This window comes from Ruegeria sp. YTSA064 (genome assembly GCF_059610325.1).
The window spans coordinates 263,220-285,671 of the sequence record NZ_JBXWNK010000005.1 but is presented as its reverse complement, the minus strand read 5'-3'; the positions used below and the strand labels follow the sequence as shown (position 1 = coordinate 285,671).

Here is a 22,452-nt window from a genome sequence, read left to right as displayed (position 1 = left end):
ATATTGACTCGTCAATCAATAACGACTCTGGGCGGGTGTTTCTGAACCCTGGAGCGGGGTCGGCGGAGTAGCTTTGCCCTTACTAAGTATCGCCTCGCGCCAAGTGATAAAACTGACGGCTGCCAGGATCAGAGAGCCTCCGACAACAACCCAGATGTCGACACCCTCATGGAAAACCAATGTGCCAAGCAACGTCGCCCAAATCAACTGCAGGAATGTCACGGGCTGAGTCACGGCTACCGGGGCAGCTTGCAACGCGAGCGTCATGAAATAGTGCCCAGCCGTGGCAAAGCTGGCAACGACAACCAGAATGCCCAAATCACGCATGGAAGGTGGCTGCCATACGGCGACAGCAAAAGGTATCAAGGCAATCGTGACCCAGATAGAAAGATGCGCAACTACTGCCGATGGGCGAATATCACGCACCATAACTTTAGCCAGCAGATAAGAACCTCCAAGTGCCAAGGCCGTACCCAACATCGCCAGATGTCCCGGCGATACCTCGCGAAATCCGGGTCTCAGTACGATGACAACCCCAACAATCGCAACAACGATTGCTGCGATTCGACGAACAGCGAGCCGCTCTCCCAGGAAAAGCGCGGCACCCAGAGTAACATAGATCGGCGTCATGTAATTCATTGCCGTTACTTCGGCCAGCGGAATGCGTGTCATGGCATAGAACCAGAGCATAACCGCTATCGCGTGAATCACACCTCGCAAACCAAACAGGGTCAAGTTACGAGTGGACAGCGGCGTTCCAATCAACGCACGCCACGCGGGAATAAGAAAAACCAGCCCAAAAACATACCGCAAAAATGCGGCCTGAATTGGATCCATACTGGTCCCGAGCACTTTCACCAGAGCATTCATGCCCACAAAAGACAGACCTGCCGAAAGCATCCAGAACATGCCGACAAGCGGGCGCTGCTGATCGTTTGGTGAAGTCATACCGACGGTTGAACACCGTTTTCTATTCGGGAACAACCCTTCACATGATAACAAGTTTCATCGCAATACCCAGCATCACGATGCCGATCAGTACGTCGAGTATTTGCCATGCACGCGGGCGCGCAAAGATCGGTGAAAGAACGCGCGCACCATATCCCAGTGAGAAGAAGAACACGAAGCTAGAGGATACTGCACCAATAGCAAACCCCATTCGGTCATCGTATTGGGCAGAAATCGATCCGATCAATACCACAGTATCCAGATACACATGAGGGTTAAGCCATGTGAAGGCCAAGACGGTCAGCATAGCCGCGCGCAAACTGGTACGCTGCCCTGCATCGGTGTCCAACATTGCGCCCCCTCGCCAGGCGGACTGGAAACTGCGCAAAGCATACCATGTCAGAAAGATCGCGCCTCCATAGCGCATTACCGTTTCAAACCACGGCGCGGCCTGCGCCAGTGTGCCAAATCCAGCCACCCCAGCCGCAATCAGAATTGCGTCCGAAACCGCGCAGGTCATGCAGAGAGGAAAGACATGCTCGCGTCGCAGCCCCTGACGCAGAACAAAAGCGTTCTGAGCGCCAATCGCCAAGATAAGGCTGAAGCTAAGGGCAAATCCTGCGATCATTGATGGGAACATGCGACCTCCTGTTGTTGGCCGTTGACTATAGCCATCCCGGGGCCCTATCAAATTAATGTTTGTAATCTGAATTAAGAAAATCTAATGCTCCTGGACCCGCATCATCTTTCAGCGCTGTCTGCAATATTGCGCCATGGAAGCTTTGATGCGGCAGCAGCTGAATTGTCTGTGACCCCCTCCGCAATCTCTCAACGCATCAAGGCTTTGGAAGATCGTGTTGGAGCCGCTCTGATACATCGCGGTTCCCCTTGCACCGGAACACCTGCTGGCTTGCGGATTGCGCGTCATGCCGAAGATATTGGCCTGCTTGAAGCAAAGCTCGCACGAGAGCTGACCTTAGATGAGCGCGAAGGCCCTACCCGCGTGCGGATTGCACTTCCTGCCGACATTCTGGCGACATGGTTTATCGACGCGATGGCAAAGGCTGGCGACCTTTTGTTCGATCTGGTGATTGACGATCAGGATCACTCGGCCGAATGGCTGAGGCGCGGCGAGGTCAGCGCGGCGATTACCGTCGGTGGACAAGCCGTCACTGGATGCGATTCATTTGCGCTGGGCGCGTTGCGCTATCTGCCAACCGCCAGCCCCGCGTTCATGGAGCGCTGGTTCAGCGATGGCGTATCGGCAAACTCGTTGTCGCTGGCACCTTGTCTGACTTTCAATAGCAAAGACAATTTGCAGAAAACCTGGATAAGTAAACAGATAGGACGTCGGCTTGCGCCACCGACGCAATTTATGCCTTCCACAAACGGCTTTGTTGAGGCAGCGATTGCAGGCTTGGGCTGGGGGATGAACCCTGAAAGCCTTACGCGCCCTGCAATTGTAAAAGGTCAACTCTGCGAGGTTATTCCCGGCGCGCCATTGGATGTGGAACTGACCTGGCAGATCGGGCGGGTGCTTGCCCCTGCCCTTGCACCGTTGACCAAGGCAGTTCGTCGTGTTGCAGCCCAGGCGCTCATCACAACAGACTGACCTTATGCCTGCGTATCCGCCTTCTGTTGCGGCTGCGCAATTCGGTAACAGGAAAACGCTGCCCAAATACTGACAAGCACGATGAACACAATAGCTGATGCAACCTCGTGCATATGGGCAACTGCGGCCAACGCAGCCGATAATGCAACGGCCGTTAACCGACACATAGACTTGATGGCTGCAGCACCCTGAATACGTTGTTCTTTGGGGGCAATGTCCAGAAAATAGAGCTTCCGCGCGCTTGATATTCCGGTTGTTGCGACCGAGACGACAAACAATGCAATCGCGTGCAGATGAACTTCGTGGTCAATGTGGGCATAGTGGAAGGCTAGCAGAACGATCCCGGTTGCTGCGACCATCAGGTTGCCCGAGACCATCACCGCGCGGTGAGACTTCATGTTCACCAACTGCCACAACGGCGCCGAAACCAGATACCCGGATGCGGACGAAATGATCATGGCCGTCAGCCCCTTTGCAGAAGTATGGTGTGCCTCTGCAGCGATAAGCGCAAAGAACGGGACCGACAGCGATACAACAACCAAAGGAAGCCGCATCGCCATATAACGACGGAACCAAGGGTATTCGAACATTTCAACAATGCCGGAAATAATACTCCGCAGCGATTGACGGCTGGAAATCTTGATGTTTCCATCTTCAGGTTTTTCGGGGGCACTCTCTGCCATTCCGAGAATGCACAGCGCAGAAAACAGGAAGAACGAAACCGATGCTGCGATTACAGCAGAATGTCGCGAAAATGGCGGATATTCTTTTGTGATCTCGTGGATCAATAACACCAATCCGATCGCGCAAAGACCACCGGCACCCAATTGGAGATATCGGATAATCATGCGAGATTTCGATTTCAGATGATCACCGAACAGATCGGACAACATCAAGGATTGGCTCTCTTCAATCAGTCCGATCAGGAAAAACGCCGCAACAAAGGCGATAGCGGTCAGTGTAACGCTGCCGGTTGCCGCGATGGCCAAGGCCATCAAAAGGCAGCCGCCCAATCCTATTTCGGTCAGGGCGATACCGCGTTTCTTGCGAACCTGCGCCGCGATAGGACGCGCCAGAACGAGGTCAGAGATCATACTGCCCGACATGCGAATAGAAACTAATGCCGCCGCAAGGAACATCGGCAGCTCTAACGAGATCGCAAGAAAGGGCAAAACAACAGAGGGGCTGCCCAGAGTCCACGCAACCTGTGACAGGATGCTCTGGCCAGCTATGACCGGCACATTTCTTCGGGCAGGATCGGTCGTGTTCGTCGCCATTTCTTGGTCTGCGTAATGCGCCTATGGTTACTTATTCAGATTTTTCAGCGTCATTGATCTGATCATAAATGCAAGGACCTTAGGGACCAAAGTTTCTGTTAGGCGTAGCCCTGCAACAGAAAAACCCAGCCAAAGGCCGGGTTCTAATTAACCAACGATTGCCCGACGCGTCAGAGCTGGGCCATGACCTCGTCTGTCGCCTCAAAATTGGTCGTAACCCGCTGGACGTCGTCATCGTCTTCCAATGCATCCACCAATTTCATCAGTTTCTGCATATCTTCCAGACCCAATTCGGTCGTGGTTGTGGGTTTCCAGACCAGCTTGGTGGATTCGGATTCGCCTAGCGCGGTCTCTAGCGCATTCGATACATCGTTCAGATCTGTATCGGCGCACCAGATGATGTGACCATCTTCCGAGCTTTCGACATCCTCGGCCCCGGCCTCGATCGCGGCTTCAAAGATCGTATCCGCATCGCCAGCATCCGCCTGATAGACAACTTCACCCTTGCGGTCGAACATGAACCCAACCGAGCCGGTTTCACCCAGATTGCCCCCATTCTTCGAAAACGTCGAACGCACGGTCGATGCGGTGCGGTTGCGATTGTCCGTCATCGTCTCGACGATCACGGCCACACCATTTGGGCCATAGCCCTCGTACCGGATTTCTTCGTATTCATCCCCTTCGCCCGCAACAGATTTCTTGATGGCCCGGTCGATCACGTCCTTGGGAACCGAGTTCGACTTGGCCTCTTTTACCGCCAGACGCAGACGCGGGTTCTTGTCGGGATCGGGGTCGCCCATCTTGGCGGCAACGGTGATCTCTTTCGACAGTTTGGAAAACAGTTTGGACCGCGCGGCGTCCTGACGTCCCTTGCGGTGCTGGATATTGGCCCATTTGGAATGGCCTGCCATGGTGCGTCCTCGTCATTCGTGATTGCGTGTTCGGCGCTCATATAGACGTTTGCGGGGGGCAGGATCAAGAGAGCGGCTTGCCCTGCCTTCGCCCTTGGCTATGGTGGCGATATGACGACAGATCAGATTATTCTTTTTTCCCTTTTCATTGCCGTATTTGGAATGCTGCTTTGGGGGCGGTTTCGATATGACCTCGTCGCGTTCACTGCCCTTATGATTGCAGTGACGCTGGGCGTTGTCCCGGTCGAGAACGCCTTCGCCGGGTTTGGCCATCCAGCAACGATTATCGTAGCACTGGTTCTTGTGGTCTCTGCGGGTCTGGTTCGGTCGGGCGCGGTGTTCCTGATTACACGGACACTGGTTGATGCCTCGCGCAGTCTGGGCGCGCATATCGCGCTGATGGGCGGGATCGGCGCAGTTCTGTCCGCTTTTATGAACAACGTTGCCGCGCTGGCGTTGCTAATGCCAGTCGACATCCAAACCGCTCGCAAGGCGGGGCGTTCGGTAGGTCTTAGCCTGATGCCGCTAAGCTTTGCCACCATTCTTGGAGGCATGGCCACGCTCATCGGCACACCGCCCAATATCATTATCGCCTCAATCCGCGCCGAAACTCTGGGCGAGCCATTTCGGATGTTCGACTTTGCCCCGGTTGGCGGGATCGCAGCCATCGCCGGTCTGGCCTTTGTGGCCTTGGTGGGTTGGCGATTGATCCCCAATCGTGGCGTCCAGGAAGAAGCATCGGAAGTTCTGGCCGAGTACATCGCCGAACTGACCGTCCCGCCTGAGTCACCCCATATCGGCAAGCGCGTTAGCGAGCTTTATGAGGCGGCAGAGAAATCCGACGTCGCCATCATCGGCCTGATCCGGGATGGCAAGCGGCGCTATGGCAGGTCCACCCACACCACTTTGCGGGAAGGTGACGCGCTTGTGCTTGAAGCCCGACCCGAAGCGTTGGACGAATTCCGCGCTGCGCTTAATCTCGATTTTTCAGACACAAAGCGGCAAGAGGTGTTGACTGCCGAGGGCGACGGGCTTGAGGTAATCGAGGTCGTTGCCCCCGAAAGCGCCCGCATCACTGGACGCACCGCGCAGGCGCTGGGGTTGGCCTGGCGACAGAGCACGGTGCTGATGGGGATTTCTCGTCAGGGCCGTCGCATCACGGAACAAGTCCGGAAGACCGAAGTTGAGGCGGGTGACATCCTGCTTCTGCTCTGCCCGCGTGACCGGGGCGCGGACGTGACCGAGTGGCTCGGCTGTTTGCCCTTGGCGGCACGCGGCCTGAACGTCACCGCCAACGAAAAAGCGTGGCTCGCCATCGGCCTGTTCGCAACAGCCGTACTGGCCGCTAGCATCGGGCTGATCTATCTACCCATCGCTTTGGGTCTGGTCGTTGTGGCCTATGTGCTCACCAAGATCATCCCGATTGCGGATATTTACAATCACATTGAGTGGCCGGTGGTGGTATTGCTGGGTTCGATGATCCCGCTGGGAAGCGCATTGGAAACATCCGGCGGCACTGAACTGATAGCGAACGCACTGATCCAGTTGACAAACGGTCTGCCTGCATGGGCGATCCTGACTGTGCTGATGGTGGTCACCATGACCCTGTCGGACGTACTCAACAACACGGCCACTGCAATTGTTGCAGCCCCCGTCGGGATACAGATGGCGCGCACGCTTGAGGTCTCGCCCGATCCATTCCTGATGACAGTGGCCGTGGCAGCCTCGGCAGCATTCCTCACACCGATTGGTCATAAGAACAACACGCTAGTGCTGGGTCCCGGAGGCTATCATTTCGGGGATTATTGGCGCATGGGCCTACCGCTAGAGATATTGATCATCGCCGTATCAATCCCCTCGATCCTTGTGTTCTGGCCGCTTTGACGGGTAAAGGCAGCGCATGAAACGCTTTCTGATCCTGCAACTCCGCCCAGAAACCGATGCTTCGGATGCTGAGTACGCCTCAATTCTGGACAAAACCGGCCTTGAACCTTCGCAAACCCACCGCATCCGGCTGGATTGCGAAGACCTGCCCGAAGGGCTGGACGTTACCGACTACGCCGGTGTGATCGTTGGCGGAGGCCCGGGTTGCGTCAGCGACGATCCGGCAAGAAAATCTACATTGGATGCCAAGATCGAGGGCGCGATCATGGGATTGATGCCTCAAATCACGGCACAGGATCACCCGTTTATGGGATGCTGCTATGGCCTGGGAATTCTCGCGGCGCACCTGGGCGGTGATGTCAGCAAACGGCAATTCGGCGAACCGGTTGGACCATCGGATTGCCAACTGACCGAAGATGGCGCGCAGGATCCTCTGACCGCTGGCCTAGTTCCGCAGTTTGAAGCCTTTGTCGGCCATAAAGAGGCCGTGCAATCCCTGCCAGAAGGCTGCGTGCATCTGGTCGCCTCGGCCCCCTGCCCGATCCAGATGATCCGCTGGGGACAAAATGTCTATGCCACTCAGTTCCACCCCGAAGCGGATGCCAAGGACTTTGAACAGCGGATTAACATCTACAAAGATCACGGGTATTTCCCGCCCGAAGATGCACAACGCCTGATCGAAATCTGCCACGCGGCGGACGTTACACAACCTGGGGAAATCCTGCGACGGTTCGCCGAACGCTACGGGTGACCCAACGGCGTTATTGCCTGATTAACACCCCCTCGCATAGGCTGGCCCGAATGACTTTGGGAGGAGTTGTTCTTGGACCTGCTCATAAATGTTGGCCTGCCGCTTTCGCTGGCCATTATCATGCTGTCGCTCGGGATCGGGCTTGAGGCCGCTGATTTTCGCCGAGTTCTTACCCGCGGATACCCATTCGCCATAGGTGCGATCAGTCAGGTTGTGTTGATACCACTGGCTGCCTTCACAACCGTCACGATGTTCGGGCTACCCGCTGAGATTGCCGTTGGCGTGATGCTTCTAAGCTTTTGTCCCGGCGGCGTAACCAGCAACATCCTTGCAAAGTTTGCCAAAGGCGACGTTGCGCTATCAGTCAGCCTGACGGCTGTGATCAGCTTGTTGTCAATTGTGACAGTTCCTATTCTGGCCGCGTGGTCCATCGATTACTTCATGGGTGAGACCGCCCCGGAAGTATCGATTGGCGCCCTTGCTACCGCATTATTCCTGATCACAACGTTGCCTGTCGCGATAGGCGTTAGTATTCGCCACTTTGCCAAAGAGTTCGCAGTTCGGATCGATAACCCTTTGTCCACGCTTGCCTCGATCCTGTTTGTGCTGATCGTTCTGGCAGCGCTAGCCGGAAATTGGCAGTTCTTCATTGAGAACCTCAGTTCGATCGGGGCCGCTTTGATCGCGCTAAATATCGCGCTGCTACTGATTGGACTTGGGCTGGCGCGGATCGCCAAGCTGACATGGGAAGAGGCGAAAACCATTTCGGTCGAAACAGGCATACAGAATTCGGCGATGGGGATTACGTTGGCGGCACTGATCACAGGCACCACAACGGGCTTCAGTCCGCTTGCCGTTCCGGCCGCAGTTTATGGTATCACGATGTATGTGGTCGTGACCCCCTTTATCCTTTGGTTCCGCAACCGCTGAAAGGAGATCAGATGGCTGATAATACAGCAGACGCGATTGTCGTCGGCGGCGGACTTGCCGGTCTGGCTGCCGCGGCAGAGTTGGGGGATCGCGGTAAGCGTGTGATCATTGTGGATCAGGAGCCGGAGCACTTCCTTGGCGGGCAGGCGTTTTGGAGCCTTGGCGGTCTGTTCATGGTCGACACCCCGGAACAGCGTCGCATGGGTATTCGCGACAGTTACGATCTGGCACTGCGCGACTGGATGGGCAGCGCTCAGTTCGACCGTGATGAGGACAATTGGCCCCGCAAGTGGGCGGATGCCTATGTCGAGTTTGCGGCAGGTGAAATGCGTCCGTGGTTGTATGACATGGGGTTGCGCTGGTTTCCGGTCGTGGGATGGGCCGAACGCGGTGGGTCATACGCCAATGGTCATGGCAACTCGGTCCCGCGCTTTCATATCACGTGGGGCACGGGCCCGGGAGTGTTGGAACATTTTATCAGACGTGTGCAGAATCATGTCAGTGCCGGTCTAATCCAATTGAAGTTCCGCCACCAAGTCAGCCATATCATTATGCAAAATGGCACAGCCAAGGGCGTATCTGGAGAGGTCCTAGCCGATGATAGCGTCCAGAGGGGTGGCAAGACCAATCGAGACGAAGTGGGCGAGTTCGAAGTCTACGCGCCTTCGGTCATCGTCACCTCCGGCGGGATCGGTGGGAACTTCGAAATGGTGCGAAAAAACTGGCCCACAAACCGATTGGGTGAGCCACCCAAAGACATGATCGCTGGTGTGCCCTTTCATGTCGATGGCCGGATGATCCCGATCAGCGAGAAAGCAGGCGGCCATGTGATCAACGGTGATCGAATGTGGCACTATACGGAAGGCGTACGCAATTGGGATCCGATCTGGCCCGCGCACGGTATTCGCATCCTGCCCGGTCCAAGCTCGATGTGGTTTGACGCGTGCGGCAATCGTCTGCAACCCCCTTGTCTGCCGGGCTTCGATACGCTGGGCACGCTGCGCGAAATCTTGAAGACGGGTTATGAGTACAGTTGGTTCGTTCTGACCCAGAAAGTGATCAAGAAGGAATTTGCCCTCTCCGGGTCCGAGCAGAACCCGGACTTCACTTCGGGCAGCTGGAAAGAGGTTATTCAACAGCGCATTCTATCCGGCTCAAAGGCGACTGGACCGGTCGAGGCTTTCAAGGAAAAGGGTGAGGATTTCGTTGTTGCCAACACGCTGACGGAATTGGTCAGTGGCATGAACCAATTGGGCGGCGGACTGATTGACGAAGCGTATTTGCGCACGCAAATCGAGGCGAGGGATTCTCAGATCGACAACCCATTCTCGAAAGACGCTCAGATGATGGCGATCCATGCCGCGCGCAATTACCGGGGCGATAGGTTGATCCGCACCGCTAAGCCACACAAATTCCTCGATCCGTCAAATGGCCCTTTGATTGCAGTTAAATTGCATGTTCTGACTCGCAAAACGCTTGGTGGGTTGCAGACCAATCTCGACAGTCAGATGATTGGCGCAAACGGCCAAGTCGTCCCCGGCCTGTTTGCAGCCGGAGAGGTCGCGGGCTTTGGCGGTGGCGGTTACCACGGATACAACGCGCTGGAGGGCACGTTTCTGGGCGGTTGCATCTTCTCGGGCCGCAATGCGGGACGGTCCCGCGCCGTGGCCTGATTACTGGTTGCGCACAAACTTCAGGACAGGTTCGCCTGCGGCGTCGAGCATAACCAGACTGTCACCGGCAACCGCATAAGTGGTTACACTTTGCAAAGCGGCTAGAAATTGATCTTCAATCTCTTCCATTTCTGGTGGGCACGCCATCAAAGTGGCAGCCATATTCTCAGGAAATTCTATGCTATTGCCGATGATTTCGGCTTGTCCGGTAAACCGATTGCAACCGCCTGTACCGCCGAACGCTCCGCCTTGAGCAAATGAAAGCTGTGGCGGGCGCTTTGCGTCCAACACCTCTCCATCTATTCCGATGGCCACCCATTCAGTGCCTTCTAGTGTCGCGGCGCTCTGATCGTGCGCCTGCACCAGTATCAGGTCTGCGGAACTGCCTTCTCCGTTGGTCAACACCGGGTGAATCGTATCGGTCGTAAACAGCAGCTCCTCTCCACGATAGATTGCACCCCGGACCGCATAGGTCATTCCTTCGTGGATCAGCGCATCATCAAACGACAACTCAAACTCTGATGGCACGCCGTTCAGAGCGTAGCGCTGCGCTGCCAGTGTCACGGCAGCCGCGTCCGCCCGCGAGATATCCTGTAATTCGACATACAGTGTTGCGTCCGGTGGCAGAGCGATCCGTTCACGATATGTCGCTGTGCCTGTCACCGATCCGGCGTGGCTCTGGCTGCCCAGCAGAGCCAATACAACTGCTCCGGCCACAATGGCCTGTCCGAGTTTTGGAAAAGGCATGATCCTATCCTCTCTCATTCGTCTTTGAGAAAAAGATTGTGGCTGGATCGCCATTTACAAGGGCAACACATTCAAGTCGGCGAAACTGTGCCAGTCTCAAAGTGGCCAGATGAACGGGATCAAGAGTGAGGCCAACAAACCAACTGTCAGGTTTAACGGCACACCAACCTTTAGAAAATCGGTGAACCTGTACCCGCCCGGCCCGTACACCATCATGTTGGTCTGATAACCGATGGGCGTCGCAAACGAAGCCGACGCCGCCACCATCACCGCAACGACCAATGGGCGTGGATCGATGCCAACTGCCTGCGCCAACGAGATTGCAATTGGTGTTACCACCACTGCAACTGCATTGTTTGAAACCAATTCGGTTAATACCGAGGTCAGCAAATACACAGCCCATATGATAAGGAAGGGCGGCAACATGCCCAGCGCGGGTGCGATCGCCTCGACAATCAGCGTCACAGCGCCAGATTTATCGAGCGCCGCGCCGATTGCGAGCATTGAGAAGATCAGCGCCAGTAATCTGCCTTCGACGAAGGAAAACGCCTCATCCGCATCGATACAGCGGGACAGCAGGACCACCGCAACGGCCAGTATAGACAAAAGCAGAATTGGAGCGACGCCCAGCGCTGCTAACGCAACGATTCCCACCAATGCTCCAATGGCAATGGGTGCATGACTGCGACGGAAGGCACGTGCCGAGGGCTGTGTCACATCAACCATGTCCATATCTGCTGCCAGCCTTTGAATATCACCGGGTGAGCCTTCAAGCAGCAGTGTATCCCCCACGCGTACAGTCAGAGCATCCAACTGGCGCCCGATATTCTGGTTTCGGCGATGCACAGCCAAAACGTAGACGCCGTACCGACGACGCAAACGCATCGCACCCAATGTTCGCCCAACCATACGGCAACCTGGCGTAATCAGAACTTCGACCGTCTTGGTTTCAACTGCCGAGACCTGATCAACCCTCTTTAATTCCTTATTGCTTTGCAGGCTCAACAACTCAGTCATCTCGGTACGGAGAACCACTCTGTCACCCACTTTCAGCGTGACACCTTTTAGGTTCCGACGTAACGACTCATCACCCCGAACCACGTCGATCAGCCGCACACCTTGGCGTTTGAACAGTTGAACCCCCGTAACTTCGCGGTCGATCAAGTTGCTTTCGGGTGGGATGACCGCCTCAGTAAAGAACTTCATCTTGGATCGGTCACTCAGCATTTCGGCCATGCTGTCGCGCTCTGGCAACAAACGCGGCGCTATGAAGCGCAGATAAACCATGCCGTAGATAACCAGAGCTATGCCCAGTGGGGTGACCTCAAATATCGTGAAGGCCGTCATGCCCTGCGCACGCGCGACGCCATCAACCAGAAGGTTGGTTGAGGTGCCGATCAGGGTCAACGTTCCCCCAAGAATTGCCGCATAGCTAAGCGGAATCAACAGTTTGGACGCCGAAACGTTCAGTGTGCGAGCGATTTGAATAAAGACCGGGATCATCACGACGACAACAGGTGTGTTCGACACCACCGCAGACGCGATGACGACAAACCCCATCAACAAACCGATGGCTATACGCGGATTAACCTGCGCCTGCTTTTGCGCCACAGATGTGAACGCATCAAGCGCCCCTGTTCGCACCAAAGCCCCCATGATGATGAACATGGCACCGATGGTCCATGGCGCAGGGTTAGACAGTACCGCAAGCGCGCTTTGATAGGGCAGTATACCCGTTACAAGCATCAGGGCCACGCCGCCAATGGCGACAACTTCGGTCGGATAGACCTCGCGCAGGAACATGATGAACATCCCTGCAACAATCATCAGCGCCAGAATTGCGCTACCCGTTTCTGTCAGTTGAAGGAATTGCATTCTTGGTATTCTGTCCGAAACCTGATCTGGCACACGCGCCTATCAGCCAGTTTCACGCATTGCATGCCACAGGGCAAGCCTGACATGCGACTTAGGGGCCTGCCTGCTGCAAACGCCCACCAACGCGGACCATCTGCACAGTTTTTGCGCTTCCGTCGCGATCATCGGTTTCGACATACACACCGCTCAGCGTTGCCTCGCCATTGGCGGGTGTGAACCGGGCTTTGGGCATACCGGTGATGAAACGACGCATAGGTTCTTGTTTGTCCATACCAATGACCGAGTCATAGTCCCCGCACATTCCGGCATCGGTCAAGTATCCTGTCCCGCCAGTCAAAATCTGCGCGTCCGCCGTCGGCACATGGGTGTGCGTGCCCACCACAAGGCTGGCGCGTTTGTCGCAATAGTGGCCCATCGCCATCTTTTCAGACGTCGCCTCGCAATGCATATCGACGATAATCGCCTGCGCCTGCCCACCGCGAGGGTGGGATTTCAGAATTGGTTCGATAGTTGAGAACGGATCATCGAACGGGCGCTTCATAAATACTTGCCCCAGTACCTGCACCACCAGCACCTTGCGTCCACCCGGCGCCGTGAACAGCCGATGACCTCGCCCAGGTGCCCCTTTGGCATAGTTCACCGGGCGCACAATGCGCGGCTCTTTCTCGATGAACTGCAACATGTCTTTCTGATCGAACGCATGGTCGCCCAAAGTGATGCAATCGGCACCGGCGTCCAAAAGCAGCTTGGCGTGATCACCACTGAGCCCCATGCCATTGGAAGCATTCTCGCCGTTAACCACGACGAAATCCAACCGCCACTCCTCGCGCAAACGCGGCAGGTGCTGTTGAACGGCGGCGCGACCCGAGCGCCCCATGACGTCGCCAAGAAATAATATCCTCATGCCATCCGTCCTAAGTGTGGTGCAACACAAGCACAAGTGATTAAACTGTCACCATAAACCGCAAATAATATTGGTTAGGAGAAACTTATGACCCGCCATCTTATTATTGTTACCCTGCTCGCCACCCTCGCCGCGTGCGATCAGCCAGCCGGGCAATCAACTGAACTGGCAAACCCGGCGGCGACTTTTTGCATCGAACGGGGCGGCACGTACAATATTCAGGATGGCGACGGCGGCCAAACCGGGATCTGCACCCTGCCAGACGGAACCAAACAGGATGCCTGGGACTATTTCCGTGCTGAGCACACGGGCTAGGCCGAAAACGTCAGCACGCGGCTTTCTGTGATAACCATATCCAGAGGTTGGTCCGTCGGCTCAAGCGGCAGCTCCTCCGCCTCTTGCGCATCGAAGGCAAACCCGATCGCCAATGTCGGGCGCTTGCCGCGCAACACCTCTAGCGTGCGATCATAGAAGCCACCGCCATATCCCAGACGACCACCCTGAGCATCAAACGCAACCAACGGCACAATCAGGATTTCGGGATCAAAATAATCGTCGATCTCGGGCACCTTCGCACCAAATGGTCCGTCTTTCAGCGCGCCTTCCGGAGTCCAACGCGAAAACCGCAGCGGCTTCCCGGCGGCCTGAATGACGGGTACGCCGACGGCTCCGTAAGCGGCTGCTTCGGCCATTGCCGGCAAGGGGTCGATCTCGGTTCGGATGGGCATGTATCCTGAGATGGGAACACCTCGGTGTCCGGCCAAAACCTCGGACAAACGTCCTGCAGCACCCGGTAGGCGCGTTTCAAACGCCGCCTTTCGGCGTGCAAAAGCCGCCTTTCGGGCCGCAGCTTTGATTTCGGTCAGATCGGTTGTGTCGGTCACAGTAGCACCATGCTGGCAAGCCCCAGAAAGATGAAGAACCCCATGACGTCCGTCGTCGTGGTCACAAAGGTTCCAGATGCCAGTGCAGGGTCGATCCCCAAACGATCCAGCACCACCGGTACTACCGTACCTGCAAAGCCTGCTATGATCATGTTCACGACCAGCGCCGATCCAATCACGACACCCAGCAACGGAGAATCAAACCACATCATCCCAACGGTTCCCAACACGATGGCAAAGCATAATCCGTTGAGCATCCCAACCAGTAATTCGCGACGGATCACGCGCCACACATTCGAACTCGTCAGGTCACGTGTCGCCAGCGCGCGTACAGCCACTGTCAGTGATTGAGTTCCAGCGTTGCCTCCCATCGATGCGACAATCGGCATCAGGATTGCGAGTGCAACAAGCTGATCGATCGCGGCCTCAAACTGCGAAATAACCAGCGAACCGCAAATCGCGGTGACCAGATTAACACCGAGCCATGGCAAGCGCCGTTTACTGGTTGCCGCTACGCTATCGGACAAAGAACTTTCGTCCGAGACACCAGCAAGACGCATCATGTCTTCTTCATATTCTTCATCCAACACCACCATCGCGTCATCAATGGTAATGACGCCAACCAACCGCCCATCCGTATCCACAACCGGGGCCGAGATCAGATGGTATTGGTTGAACGCATAGGCCACATCCTCTTCGTCCTGATCGACAGGGATGGTGTGGAATTCTTCCTCGGCGAGGTCATGCAAGGGCACCTCTCGCCGGGTCGCCATCAGCTTTCCCAGTGTAACCTGCGCAACGGGCTTCAGCCGCGGGTCAACAAGGACCACATGATAGAACTGTTCTGGCAGATCATCATTGGCCCGCATGAAATCAATGGCCTGCCCCACCGTCCAGTGCTCGGGCGCCATGACGACTTCGCGCTGCATAAGACGACCGGCGGAATTTTCGGGGTAGGACAACGCCTGCTCAGCCGCGACTCGTTCAGAGTCTTCAAGCGCATCAAGGATCGTCTCTTGTTGCGGCTCTTCGAGATCCTCGAGCAGATCAACGACATCGTCGCTTTCCATGTCCCGAACAGCTTCGGCCAAGACATCCGGCTTCAGAACATCGATCACTTCTTCCCGGACAGATTCATCCAGTTCTGAAAGAATATCCCCGTCAAATTCCTTATCGTACAACCGGATCAGGCTCGCCCGGTCAAAGGGGCTGATCTGTTCCAGAAGGTCGGCAATATCAGCCGCATGTAGCGGCTCCATGAGCTCGATCAGCTTGGCGCGATCTTCGACCTCCACCGCATAGAGGATGGCTTCGACGGTTCGCGGGTCGAGCGCATAGGCGTCCTCGTCCTGGGGCTGATCGGGTCTGGCTTCGTCACTGCCTGTCGTCATGCGCTGCCCCTTTTTTCCTGCCGATTGACCCTAGATAGAAGAAGCAGCTACCGGAAAACAATGACAATGGTCCAATTTACCCACATCTTTTGCATCCCTATGCTGGATAGCGGCCCCAAACAGGCGGAGAACACAGCAGATGGCGCAAAAGACGCTTTTGAAGGGACGCGTGCTCAGCTTCAACGGATCACCGTTCGAAGGCGAACCCACAGACGCGACCGAACTACACGAAGCCGTATTGATAGAAGATGGTCGCATCGCAGCATTGGGATCCGCGTCCGATCTTTCTGTCGCGCACCCCGAGGCCAAAGTTAAGGATTATGGCGACAAGCTTATTTCGGCGGGCTTTGTGGATCCGCACGTTCACTATCCGCAAACCGCAATGATTGCGAGTTGGGGCAAGCGGCTGATCGACTGGCTCAACAGCTACACGTTCCCGGAAGAGATGAAGTTCGACGATCCAGTCTATGCCGCTGAAATTGCAAGCAGATACCTCGATTTGACGACAGCACACGGTACGACGACAATGTGCAGCTTTTGCACTATTCATCCCGAGAGTGTTGATGCGTTTTTCTCGGCAGCAATTGCGCGAGGTCAACGGGTTGTCGCCGGCAAAACCTGCATGGATCGAAATGCACCCGAGGGGCTGCGTGACACCGCACAGACCGGGTATGACCAGTCCAAGTCACTGCTTGAAAAGTGGCACGGGGTGAATCGCATATCCTACGCCATTACACCGCGTTTCTCGCCGACATCGACACCAGATCAGTTAGAGGCCATGGGCGCACTTTGGGCGGAGCATCCCGAATGCCTGATGCAAACCCATCTCAGCGAACAAACCGACGAAATTGAATGGGTGCGCTCTCTGTTCCCTGAGGCGCGCGACTATTTGGATACATATGAGCAGTTTGGATTGTTGGGTGGAAACGGTCTCTACGGTCACGTGATCCATCTGGAGGATCGCGAACGTGACCGCTTGCGCGAGGTAGATGCAGCTCTGATCCACTGCCCCACGTCCAATACGTTTATCGGTTCTGGTCTGTTCGACATGAACGGCCTGATCCGCGAGGGGCACCGGGTTGGTCTTGCCACCGATACAGGCGGTGGTTCCAGCTTTTCGATGCTGCGCACAATGGCCGCAGCGTACGAAATTGGTCAACTGCGGGGTCGTCCGCTACACCCTTCGCAATTGCTTTGGCTTGGAACGGTTGGATCAGCTCAAACTTTGCGGATGGATGATCGTATCGGCAATATTGCGGTGGGTATGGAGGCGGATCTGGTGGTATTGGACCTTGCCTCGACTCCGGCCATCGCCCAACGCGAAGCACATGCTGATGATCTTTGGGAAGCGGTGTTCCCGACCATAATGATGGGGGATGATCGGGCTGTTGCCGAGGTCTGGATCGCCGGGCGAGCTGTTACTGGATGATGGGAATGGGCCAATGGCCCATGCCTCCGGCGGGGATATTTTCAGCCAGATGAAGAGCGGATCCGCTATTCTGCCAACGCGCTTGCCAGACGATTCTGAGTTTCCATAGCCTTCGGCAGGTCAATCGTGACGATCTGGCCGTCGCGCACAACCTGGCGTCCCTCGACAAACAGGTGTTTGACACGCGTTGGTCCGGCCAGAAGGAGCGCAGCTGGGTCCCAACTGCCTGCACTTTCGATGCCGCGTACGTCCCAAATGGCTATGTCAGCGCGTTTGCCGGGCATAAGCCTGCCGCAATCGGGCCGATTCAACACTTCCGCCCCGCCACGGGTGGCGATTTCAAGCGCTTCGCGGGCTGACATGGCGTCAGCGCCATTTGCAACCCGTTGCAAAAGCATGGACTGACGCGCCTCGGCGATCAGATTGCCGCTGTCATTGCTGGCTGAACCGTCCACACCCAGCCCGACATGCACGCCTAGGTCGCGCATCTTGCGGACTGGCGCGATACCTGAGCCAAGGCGGCAATTGGAGCATGGGCAGTGCGCAACACCAGTTCGGCTACGCGCAAATAGGTCGATCTCGGAGCCATCCAGCTTGACGCAATGGGCGTGCCAGACATCCGATCCGGTCCAGCCCAGCTCCTCTGCGTATTGGCCGGGCCGGCAACCGAACTGATCTTCAGAATAGGCGATATCTTCATCGTTTTCTGCCAGATGAGTATGAAGCATTACGCCTTTATCGCGCGCCAGAAGCGCGGCATCGCGCATCAGGTCCCGACTAACCGAGAACGGTGAACACGGCGCCAGACCAACGCGACACATCGAGCCTTCTGATGGATCGTGATAGGCATCCACCACGCGGATCATGTCCTCCAGAATGGCTTGCTCGGCTTCGACCAGAGCATCAGGAGGCAATCCACCATCACTTTCGCCGATACTCATTGCCCCGCGCGTCGGTTGAAAACGCAAACCCAATTCCGACGCGGCATGGATCGTATCTTCAAGTCGCGCACCATTGGGATAAAGGTAGAGGTGATCAGAACTGAGCGTGCAGCCAGACAGCGCCAACTCTGCCAGACCAATCTGAGCAGAGATAAACATCTCTTCAGGTCCAAAGCGGGACCAGATGGGATAAAGTGTTCGCAACCATCCAAATAGCAACGCATCCTGCCCACCGGGCACCGCGCGTGTAAGGGTTTGGTAGAGATGATGATGGGTGTTCACCAGACCAGGGGTAACAACACATCCGGCGGCATCATGTATTTCACCCAGGCTGGTCAAACCATGGCCAATCTGGGCAATCTTTCCGTCCCGAACCAACAGGTCAGCGCCCACAAGCTCTTGCCGATCATCGTCCATCGTCACGATAATGTCGGCATTCCGGATCAAAATTTCTGTCATTTTAGCACTCCCGCATCCTGCCCGTCTCATGCGTGGAGTATTGGGCTGGTGGAAAACGGGCGTAAGAACCAGCCGCGATCAGTTTAAAGCCGCATGGGGGGTGCGGCAACCCGTTTAATATTGCTTCAAGATTTCCAGCGCCGCCGCATGAATCTCAGCATTGGCTGCTGCGAGGGCACGCCCGCCATTATGGGCTGGATTGCCCTGCCAATCTGTCACAATACCACCTGCGGCTTCGATCACCGCGATTGGGGCTTGGATATCGTAGGCATTCAACCCAGCCTCGACCACCAGATCTGTTTGCCCTGCAGCAAGTAGCGCATAGGCGTAACAATCCATCCCATAACGCGTCAGCTTCGTTTTCTGAGATACCGCCTTGAAGGCAGCCGCCTCAGCCTCGGTACCGACCTCAGGAAAGGTCGTGAAGATGATCGCCTGATCCAAAGATCGCGTATTCCGCGTCTCGAGTTCCGCACGCCCCATAGGGCCTTTGACAAAGGCGAGCTCTTTTTCTCCAATAAAGCGTTCACCGATATAGGGCTGATCGATTACGCCAAGCTTAGGTCCAGTCTCATCGCTCAGGGCAATCAGAACACCCCATGTGGGCGTACCACTTATGAATCCGCGCGTACCGTCGATTGGGTCCAACACCCAAACCCGTCCGCTCACCCCCTCGGAATGGCCGAACTCTTCCCCTAAAACGCCATCCTTGGGCCGGTGAATGGCCAGCACCGCACGCATCGCCTTCTCTGCTTCGCGGTCAGCTGCAGTCACAGGATCAAACCCGGCATCGAGCTTGTTGTCCGTCTTCAGGTTAGATTGGCGGAAAAACGGAAGAATGGCCGCCCGCGCCGCGTCGGCCATTTCTTCGGCAATCTCTAGATCACTTCGTAGGGTGTTTTGCATGGCTTACCCGTGCGACGGGCACCCCGCGAAGTCAAGCGATTGTATTAGGCGACGTCGCTCAGCACGCGCGCCAGTTCAAACAAGCGGCGACGCTGATTTTCCGGTATCGCATAGTACGAGCGAACGAGATCAAGCGCTTCTTTATCACCCATCAGATCTGCAGGAACTGATTTTTTGTCAGCCTCTGCTTTCTGAGCTTCTTCAAGGCCTTCAAAGAAAAAGCTGACCGGAACATCCAATGCCTCGGCAATGTCCCACAAACGCGACGCGCTTACACGGTTGGCACCCGTTTCATATTTTTGAATCTGTTGAAACTTGATACCAACTTGCTGCGCCAACTGCTGCTGGGTCATGCCAATCAGCCAGCGGCGATGCCGGACGCGTTTGCCCACATGGACATCGACGTGATGGGTCATTGGTAGTCTCCTTTACACAAACACCTGTCCGGGAAACCGCAACAGCAGCCGTCACCGCCAAGTTAGCGGGTCGCTGCTTAAGAACTTCCTAACTAGGATCGTGCCCCCCGAACAGCACCATAGAACAATAATATTGCCGCAATCGATTCTTTTTTCAAGACGGTTGAATCCAAGAATATGGACTGTTGATTATGGTTGAGTACCGGGATCATCACATCTGTGTATGTTCGGAGACAACAAATTAGACCAGACACCTGTTTGAGAAGGGTGTTTGATTGGAATTGACAAAACGCGCGCGCTCTCCGCCTATGTGCCCTAAAATACCGGAGAACACTGATGCTGGCATTTCGTATCAAAACCAAGGGAGCAATGGCGCAAATTTGCCAAATGCCCGAGCCGACACCAGCGGAAAATCAGGTGCGCGTATCCATTCGGGCCTGCGGGCTGAACTTTGCCGATCTTTTGATGCAGAAAGGCTCCTATCAGGATACACCCGGCACACCGTTTACTCTGGGTATGGAAATTGCAGGGGTCGTTGCCGAAGTCGGAAATAGTGTTACGCATCTAAAACCAGGTGACCGCGTCGCTGTTTTCTCTGGTCAGGGCGGCCTGGCCGAATCTGGTGTCTTCGATGCTGACCGGGTTATTGTCATCCCAGACACAATGAGTTTCGAAGACGCTGCCGCCATTCAGATCGCCTATGGCACCAGCCATATCGCGTTGGAGCACCGGGCACGCCTACAGGCCGGCGAAACGCTGCTGGTGACCGGAGCGGCTGGCGGCGTTGGGCTGACCGCCATCGAAATCGGGAAACTGATGGGGGCGACCGTCATCGCGCAAGCGCGCGGCACCGACAAATTGGCGGTGGCGCAGCAGGCCGGTGCGGACCATTTGATCGATGCGGATGAGAATCTGCGTAACCGCGTTCGCGTCCTTGGCGGAGCCGACGTGGTCTATGACGCCATCGGTGGTGACGTTTTCAAGGCTGCGTTCCGCGCCACGAATCCCGAGGGCCGCCTATTGCCCATCGGCTTTGCGGGGGGTGAAGTTCCTCAGATTCCGGCCAACCATCTTTTGGTTAAAAATCTCAGTGTGATTGGCGTCTATATCGGTGGTTACCTGAAATTTAAGCCGGAAATCGTTCACAATAGTTTCAGCACTCTGTTTCGCTGGCACTCAGAAGGACGGATTAAACCTCATATCAGCCACATCCTGCCTTTGCAGGACGCAGCCAAGGGATTGGAATTGCTGCGTGATCGCAAATCCACCGGTAAGATCGTCATCCAGATCAACTCGCCACTTTGAGGGGGCGCGCACTGGGGTGTGAAAAGTTTTGCCGCAGGAGATTTGCGAGCTCAGCCACATATTCCTCGCGCACTCTTTCAGCACCATAAAGGTTGATGAACTGCACCGGCAGGTCCGGAAGGACCCCAGCATGGTCGATCAGTTCCTGATGGTTGGGCTGTGTCCCCTCCAACAGTACACCCACCGCCAGATCAGCACTGACTGTTGCTTCGACCGTACGGTCTGAGTCGCTGTCGATGCTCATGTCCCATTCGATCCCAGCGTCATCCAACGCCGCGGTCGCAACCGGACGGAAGATGCAATTGCGGCAAAACCCCAGCCGCAGAGGCTGTTGTCGCCAGGCGGACCCGTTCAGAGCTCCGACCCAGCGCAGTGGCATATGATACAAGGTTTCAGCCCCCTCGCCCGCTCCCGATTCCGTGGTTACGATCAAATCAAAACCTCCGCGCGCAAATTCCTCCTTCAGGTGACGCGTATTCGAGGTAACCAAGTTCACGTTCACGCGCGGGAAGCTGGCATTGAAGCGCTTTAGGACACGGGGGATGAACGGATGAACGACATCATGCGGCACCCCCAACACGACCTCTCCTTCAAAAGCCTGATCAGTAAGCCGCCCGATCACCTCATCATTCAACGCAATCATCCGGCGCGCATAGGCAAGCAGTTGCTCGCCGGACGCGGTCAGCGCAATGGTTCGACCGGATCGATCCAGCAGCTCCAGCCCGAGTAGCTCTTCTAACCGCTTGAGCTGCATGGAAACAGCAGATTGCGTGAGATGAAGAAATCCAGCTGCGCGGGTAACGCCGCCGTGATCAGCGACCGCAACGAATGAACGAAGCGTAGTGATGTCCAGATTTCGCATCTTCAAGATTCCTTATGGGTAACGTCAAAAACATTCATTTTTAAAATATGTCAGAATGCCCCATATAGATCAAGGAAATTGATTGAAGCACAGTGTTTCATCAGTCAAACATGAAAGGGCAATACCCATGACCCATCTAGCCATTTCGACTCTGCGTCGCATCAAAGGTAAATCGATTGGAGACCGCCTGCTCAACATGTTGAGCCTTTCGCGGCAACGGCAAAAACTGGCTCAGCTTGATGATCGCGCTTTGGAAGATATCGGAATCACCCGCTCCGAGGCACAAGCCGAGGCTTCTCGTCCTATGTGGGATGCGCCTGACTACTGGTACAAACACTTGTATTAAT

At 55.8% G+C, this 22,452-nt stretch carries 22 protein-coding genes; 9 read left to right on the top strand and 13 right to left on the bottom strand.

Translation table 11 applies throughout. From position 1 onward, the window contains the following. Positions 1-15: 15 nt before the first annotated feature. The gene (locus AC2FI7_RS09945; protein WP_010441926.1) at positions 16-948 is read right to left on the bottom strand and encodes a DMT family transporter; all 933 of its coding nucleotides are present in this window, start codon (positions 946-948) and stop codon (positions 16-18) included. 40 nt (positions 949-988) lie between these two features. Further along, the gene (locus AC2FI7_RS09940; protein ID WP_010441925.1) at positions 989-1,588 is read right to left on the bottom strand and encodes a LysE/ArgO family amino acid transporter; all 600 of its coding nucleotides are present in this window, start codon (positions 1,586-1,588) and stop codon (positions 989-991) included. Between the two features lie 84 nt (positions 1,589-1,672). Between AC2FI7_RS09940 and AC2FI7_RS09935 the strand changes: the two genes are divergently transcribed. Then, positions 1,673-2,560, top strand: a complete 888-nt coding sequence (locus AC2FI7_RS09935) for a LysR family transcriptional regulator ArgP (protein WP_010441924.1) — start codon at positions 1,673-1,675, stop codon at positions 2,558-2,560. Between the two features lie 2 nt (positions 2,561-2,562). On the opposite strand, the gene AC2FI7_RS09930 is transcribed toward AC2FI7_RS09935, so the two are convergent. Both AC2FI7_RS09930 and AC2FI7_RS09925 read right to left on the bottom strand, forming a co-directional pair. Beyond that, a complete protein-coding gene (locus tag AC2FI7_RS09930; RefSeq protein ID WP_010441923.1) occupies positions 2,563-3,837 on the bottom strand; it encodes an MFS transporter in 1,275 nt (424 codons plus the stop codon). Positions 3,838-4,007: 170 nt separating this feature from the next. Further along, positions 4,008-4,748, bottom strand: a complete 741-nt coding sequence (locus tag AC2FI7_RS09925) for a YebC/PmpR family DNA-binding transcriptional regulator (protein ID WP_010441922.1) — start codon at positions 4,746-4,748, stop codon at positions 4,008-4,010. 111 nt (positions 4,749-4,859) lie between these two features. Between AC2FI7_RS09925 and AC2FI7_RS09920 the strand changes: the two genes are divergently transcribed. The 4 genes from AC2FI7_RS09920 (at position 4,860) to AC2FI7_RS09905 (ending at position 9,986) form a co-directional block, all read left to right on the top strand. Next, entirely contained in the window at positions 4,860-6,632 is a 1,773-nt protein-coding gene (locus AC2FI7_RS09920) for an SLC13 family permease (protein WP_010441921.1), read from the top strand. Between the two features lie 16 nt (positions 6,633-6,648). Continuing rightward, complete coding sequence (locus AC2FI7_RS09915) at positions 6,649-7,383, top strand: glutamine amidotransferase (protein WP_010441920.1); 735 nt, start codon at positions 6,649-6,651, stop codon at positions 7,381-7,383. Between the two features lie 72 nt (positions 7,384-7,455). Beyond that, entirely contained in the window at positions 7,456-8,313 is an 858-nt protein-coding gene (locus AC2FI7_RS09910; protein ID WP_010441919.1) for a bile acid:sodium symporter family protein, read from the top strand. A gap of 11 nt (positions 8,314-8,324) precedes the next feature. After that, positions 8,325-9,986, top strand: coding sequence for an FAD-binding dehydrogenase (locus tag AC2FI7_RS09905; RefSeq protein WP_010441918.1), 1,662 nt, complete (start codon positions 8,325-8,327; stop codon positions 9,984-9,986). Here AC2FI7_RS09905 and AC2FI7_RS09900 read toward each other — a convergent pair whose 3' ends face one another. The 3 genes from AC2FI7_RS09900 to AC2FI7_RS09890 form a co-directional block, all read right to left on the bottom strand. Then, positions 9,987-10,733: a YbaY family lipoprotein gene (locus AC2FI7_RS09900; protein WP_010441917.1), complete on the bottom strand. Its 747-nt coding sequence runs from the start codon at positions 10,731-10,733 to the stop codon at positions 9,987-9,989. A gap of 96 nt (positions 10,734-10,829) precedes the next feature. Further along, a complete protein-coding gene (locus tag AC2FI7_RS09895) occupies positions 10,830-12,608 on the bottom strand; it encodes an SLC13 family permease (protein ID WP_010441916.1) in 1,779 nt (592 codons plus the stop codon). A gap of 91 nt (positions 12,609-12,699) precedes the next feature. Then, positions 12,700-13,512: a TIGR00282 family metallophosphoesterase gene (locus AC2FI7_RS09890; protein ID WP_010441915.1), complete on the bottom strand. Its 813-nt coding sequence runs from the start codon at positions 13,510-13,512 to the stop codon at positions 12,700-12,702. Positions 13,513-13,599: 87 nt separating this feature from the next. Between AC2FI7_RS09890 and AC2FI7_RS09885 the strand changes: the two genes are divergently transcribed. After that, positions 13,600-13,827, top strand: coding sequence for a putative hemolysin (locus tag AC2FI7_RS09885; protein ID WP_010441914.1), 228 nt, complete (start codon positions 13,600-13,602; stop codon positions 13,825-13,827). Here the strand turns inward: AC2FI7_RS09885 and AC2FI7_RS09880 are convergent. After that, complete coding sequence (locus AC2FI7_RS09880; protein ID WP_010441913.1) at positions 13,824-14,396, bottom strand: 5-formyltetrahydrofolate cyclo-ligase; 573 nt, start codon at positions 14,394-14,396, stop codon at positions 13,824-13,826. The genes AC2FI7_RS09885 and AC2FI7_RS09880 overlap by 4 nt on opposite strands. Then, positions 14,393-15,787 carry a magnesium transporter gene (gene mgtE, locus AC2FI7_RS09875; RefSeq protein WP_010441912.1) on the bottom strand — a complete coding sequence of 465 codons (1,395 nt, stop codon included), beginning with the start codon at positions 15,785-15,787 and terminating at the stop codon, positions 14,393-14,395. The genes AC2FI7_RS09880 and mgtE overlap by 4 nt, the downstream gene beginning before the upstream one ends. 139 nt (positions 15,788-15,926) lie before the next feature. Here mgtE and guaD point away from each other — a divergent pair, with 139 nt between their 5' ends. Continuing rightward, positions 15,927-17,216 (top strand): guanine deaminase, encoded by a 1,290-nt coding sequence (guaD, locus tag AC2FI7_RS09870; protein WP_010441911.1) that lies wholly within the window; start codon positions 15,927-15,929, stop codon positions 17,214-17,216. Between the two features lie 65 nt (positions 17,217-17,281). Here guaD and AC2FI7_RS09865 read toward each other — a convergent pair whose 3' ends face one another. The 3 genes from AC2FI7_RS09865 to AC2FI7_RS09855 all read right to left on the bottom strand — a co-directional run bounded on the left by AC2FI7_RS09865 (position 17,282) and on the right by AC2FI7_RS09855 (position 19,938). Further along, a complete protein-coding gene (locus tag AC2FI7_RS09865; RefSeq protein WP_496815882.1) occupies positions 17,282-18,616 on the bottom strand; it encodes an 8-oxoguanine deaminase in 1,335 nt (444 codons plus the stop codon). Between the two features lie 114 nt (positions 18,617-18,730). Further along, positions 18,731-19,522: a histidinol-phosphatase gene (hisN, locus tag AC2FI7_RS09860; RefSeq protein WP_010441909.1), complete on the bottom strand. Its 792-nt coding sequence runs from the start codon at positions 19,520-19,522 to the stop codon at positions 18,731-18,733. A 44-nt stretch (positions 19,523-19,566) separates the two neighbouring features. Then, positions 19,567-19,938, bottom strand: coding sequence for a helix-turn-helix domain-containing protein (locus AC2FI7_RS09855; protein ID WP_010441908.1), 372 nt, complete (start codon positions 19,936-19,938; stop codon positions 19,567-19,569). A gap of 336 nt (positions 19,939-20,274) precedes the next feature. Between AC2FI7_RS09855 and AC2FI7_RS09850 the strand changes: the two genes are divergently transcribed. After that, positions 20,275-21,243 carry an NADPH:quinone oxidoreductase family protein gene (locus AC2FI7_RS09850; protein ID WP_010441907.1) on the top strand — a complete coding sequence of 323 codons (969 nt, stop codon included), beginning with the start codon at positions 20,275-20,277 and terminating at the stop codon, positions 21,241-21,243. Here the strand turns inward: AC2FI7_RS09850 and AC2FI7_RS09845 are convergent. After that, positions 21,227-22,105 (bottom strand): LysR family transcriptional regulator, encoded by an 879-nt coding sequence (locus AC2FI7_RS09845; protein WP_010441906.1) that lies wholly within the window; start codon positions 22,103-22,105, stop codon positions 21,227-21,229. The genes AC2FI7_RS09850 and AC2FI7_RS09845 overlap by 17 nt on opposite strands. Before the next feature lie 127 nt (positions 22,106-22,232). Between AC2FI7_RS09845 and AC2FI7_RS09840 the strand changes: the two genes are divergently transcribed. Beyond that, a complete protein-coding gene (locus tag AC2FI7_RS09840) occupies positions 22,233-22,451 on the top strand; it encodes a DUF1127 domain-containing protein (RefSeq protein WP_010441905.1) in 219 nt (72 codons plus the stop codon). The last annotated feature ends 1 nt before the right edge of the window (position 22,452 follow it).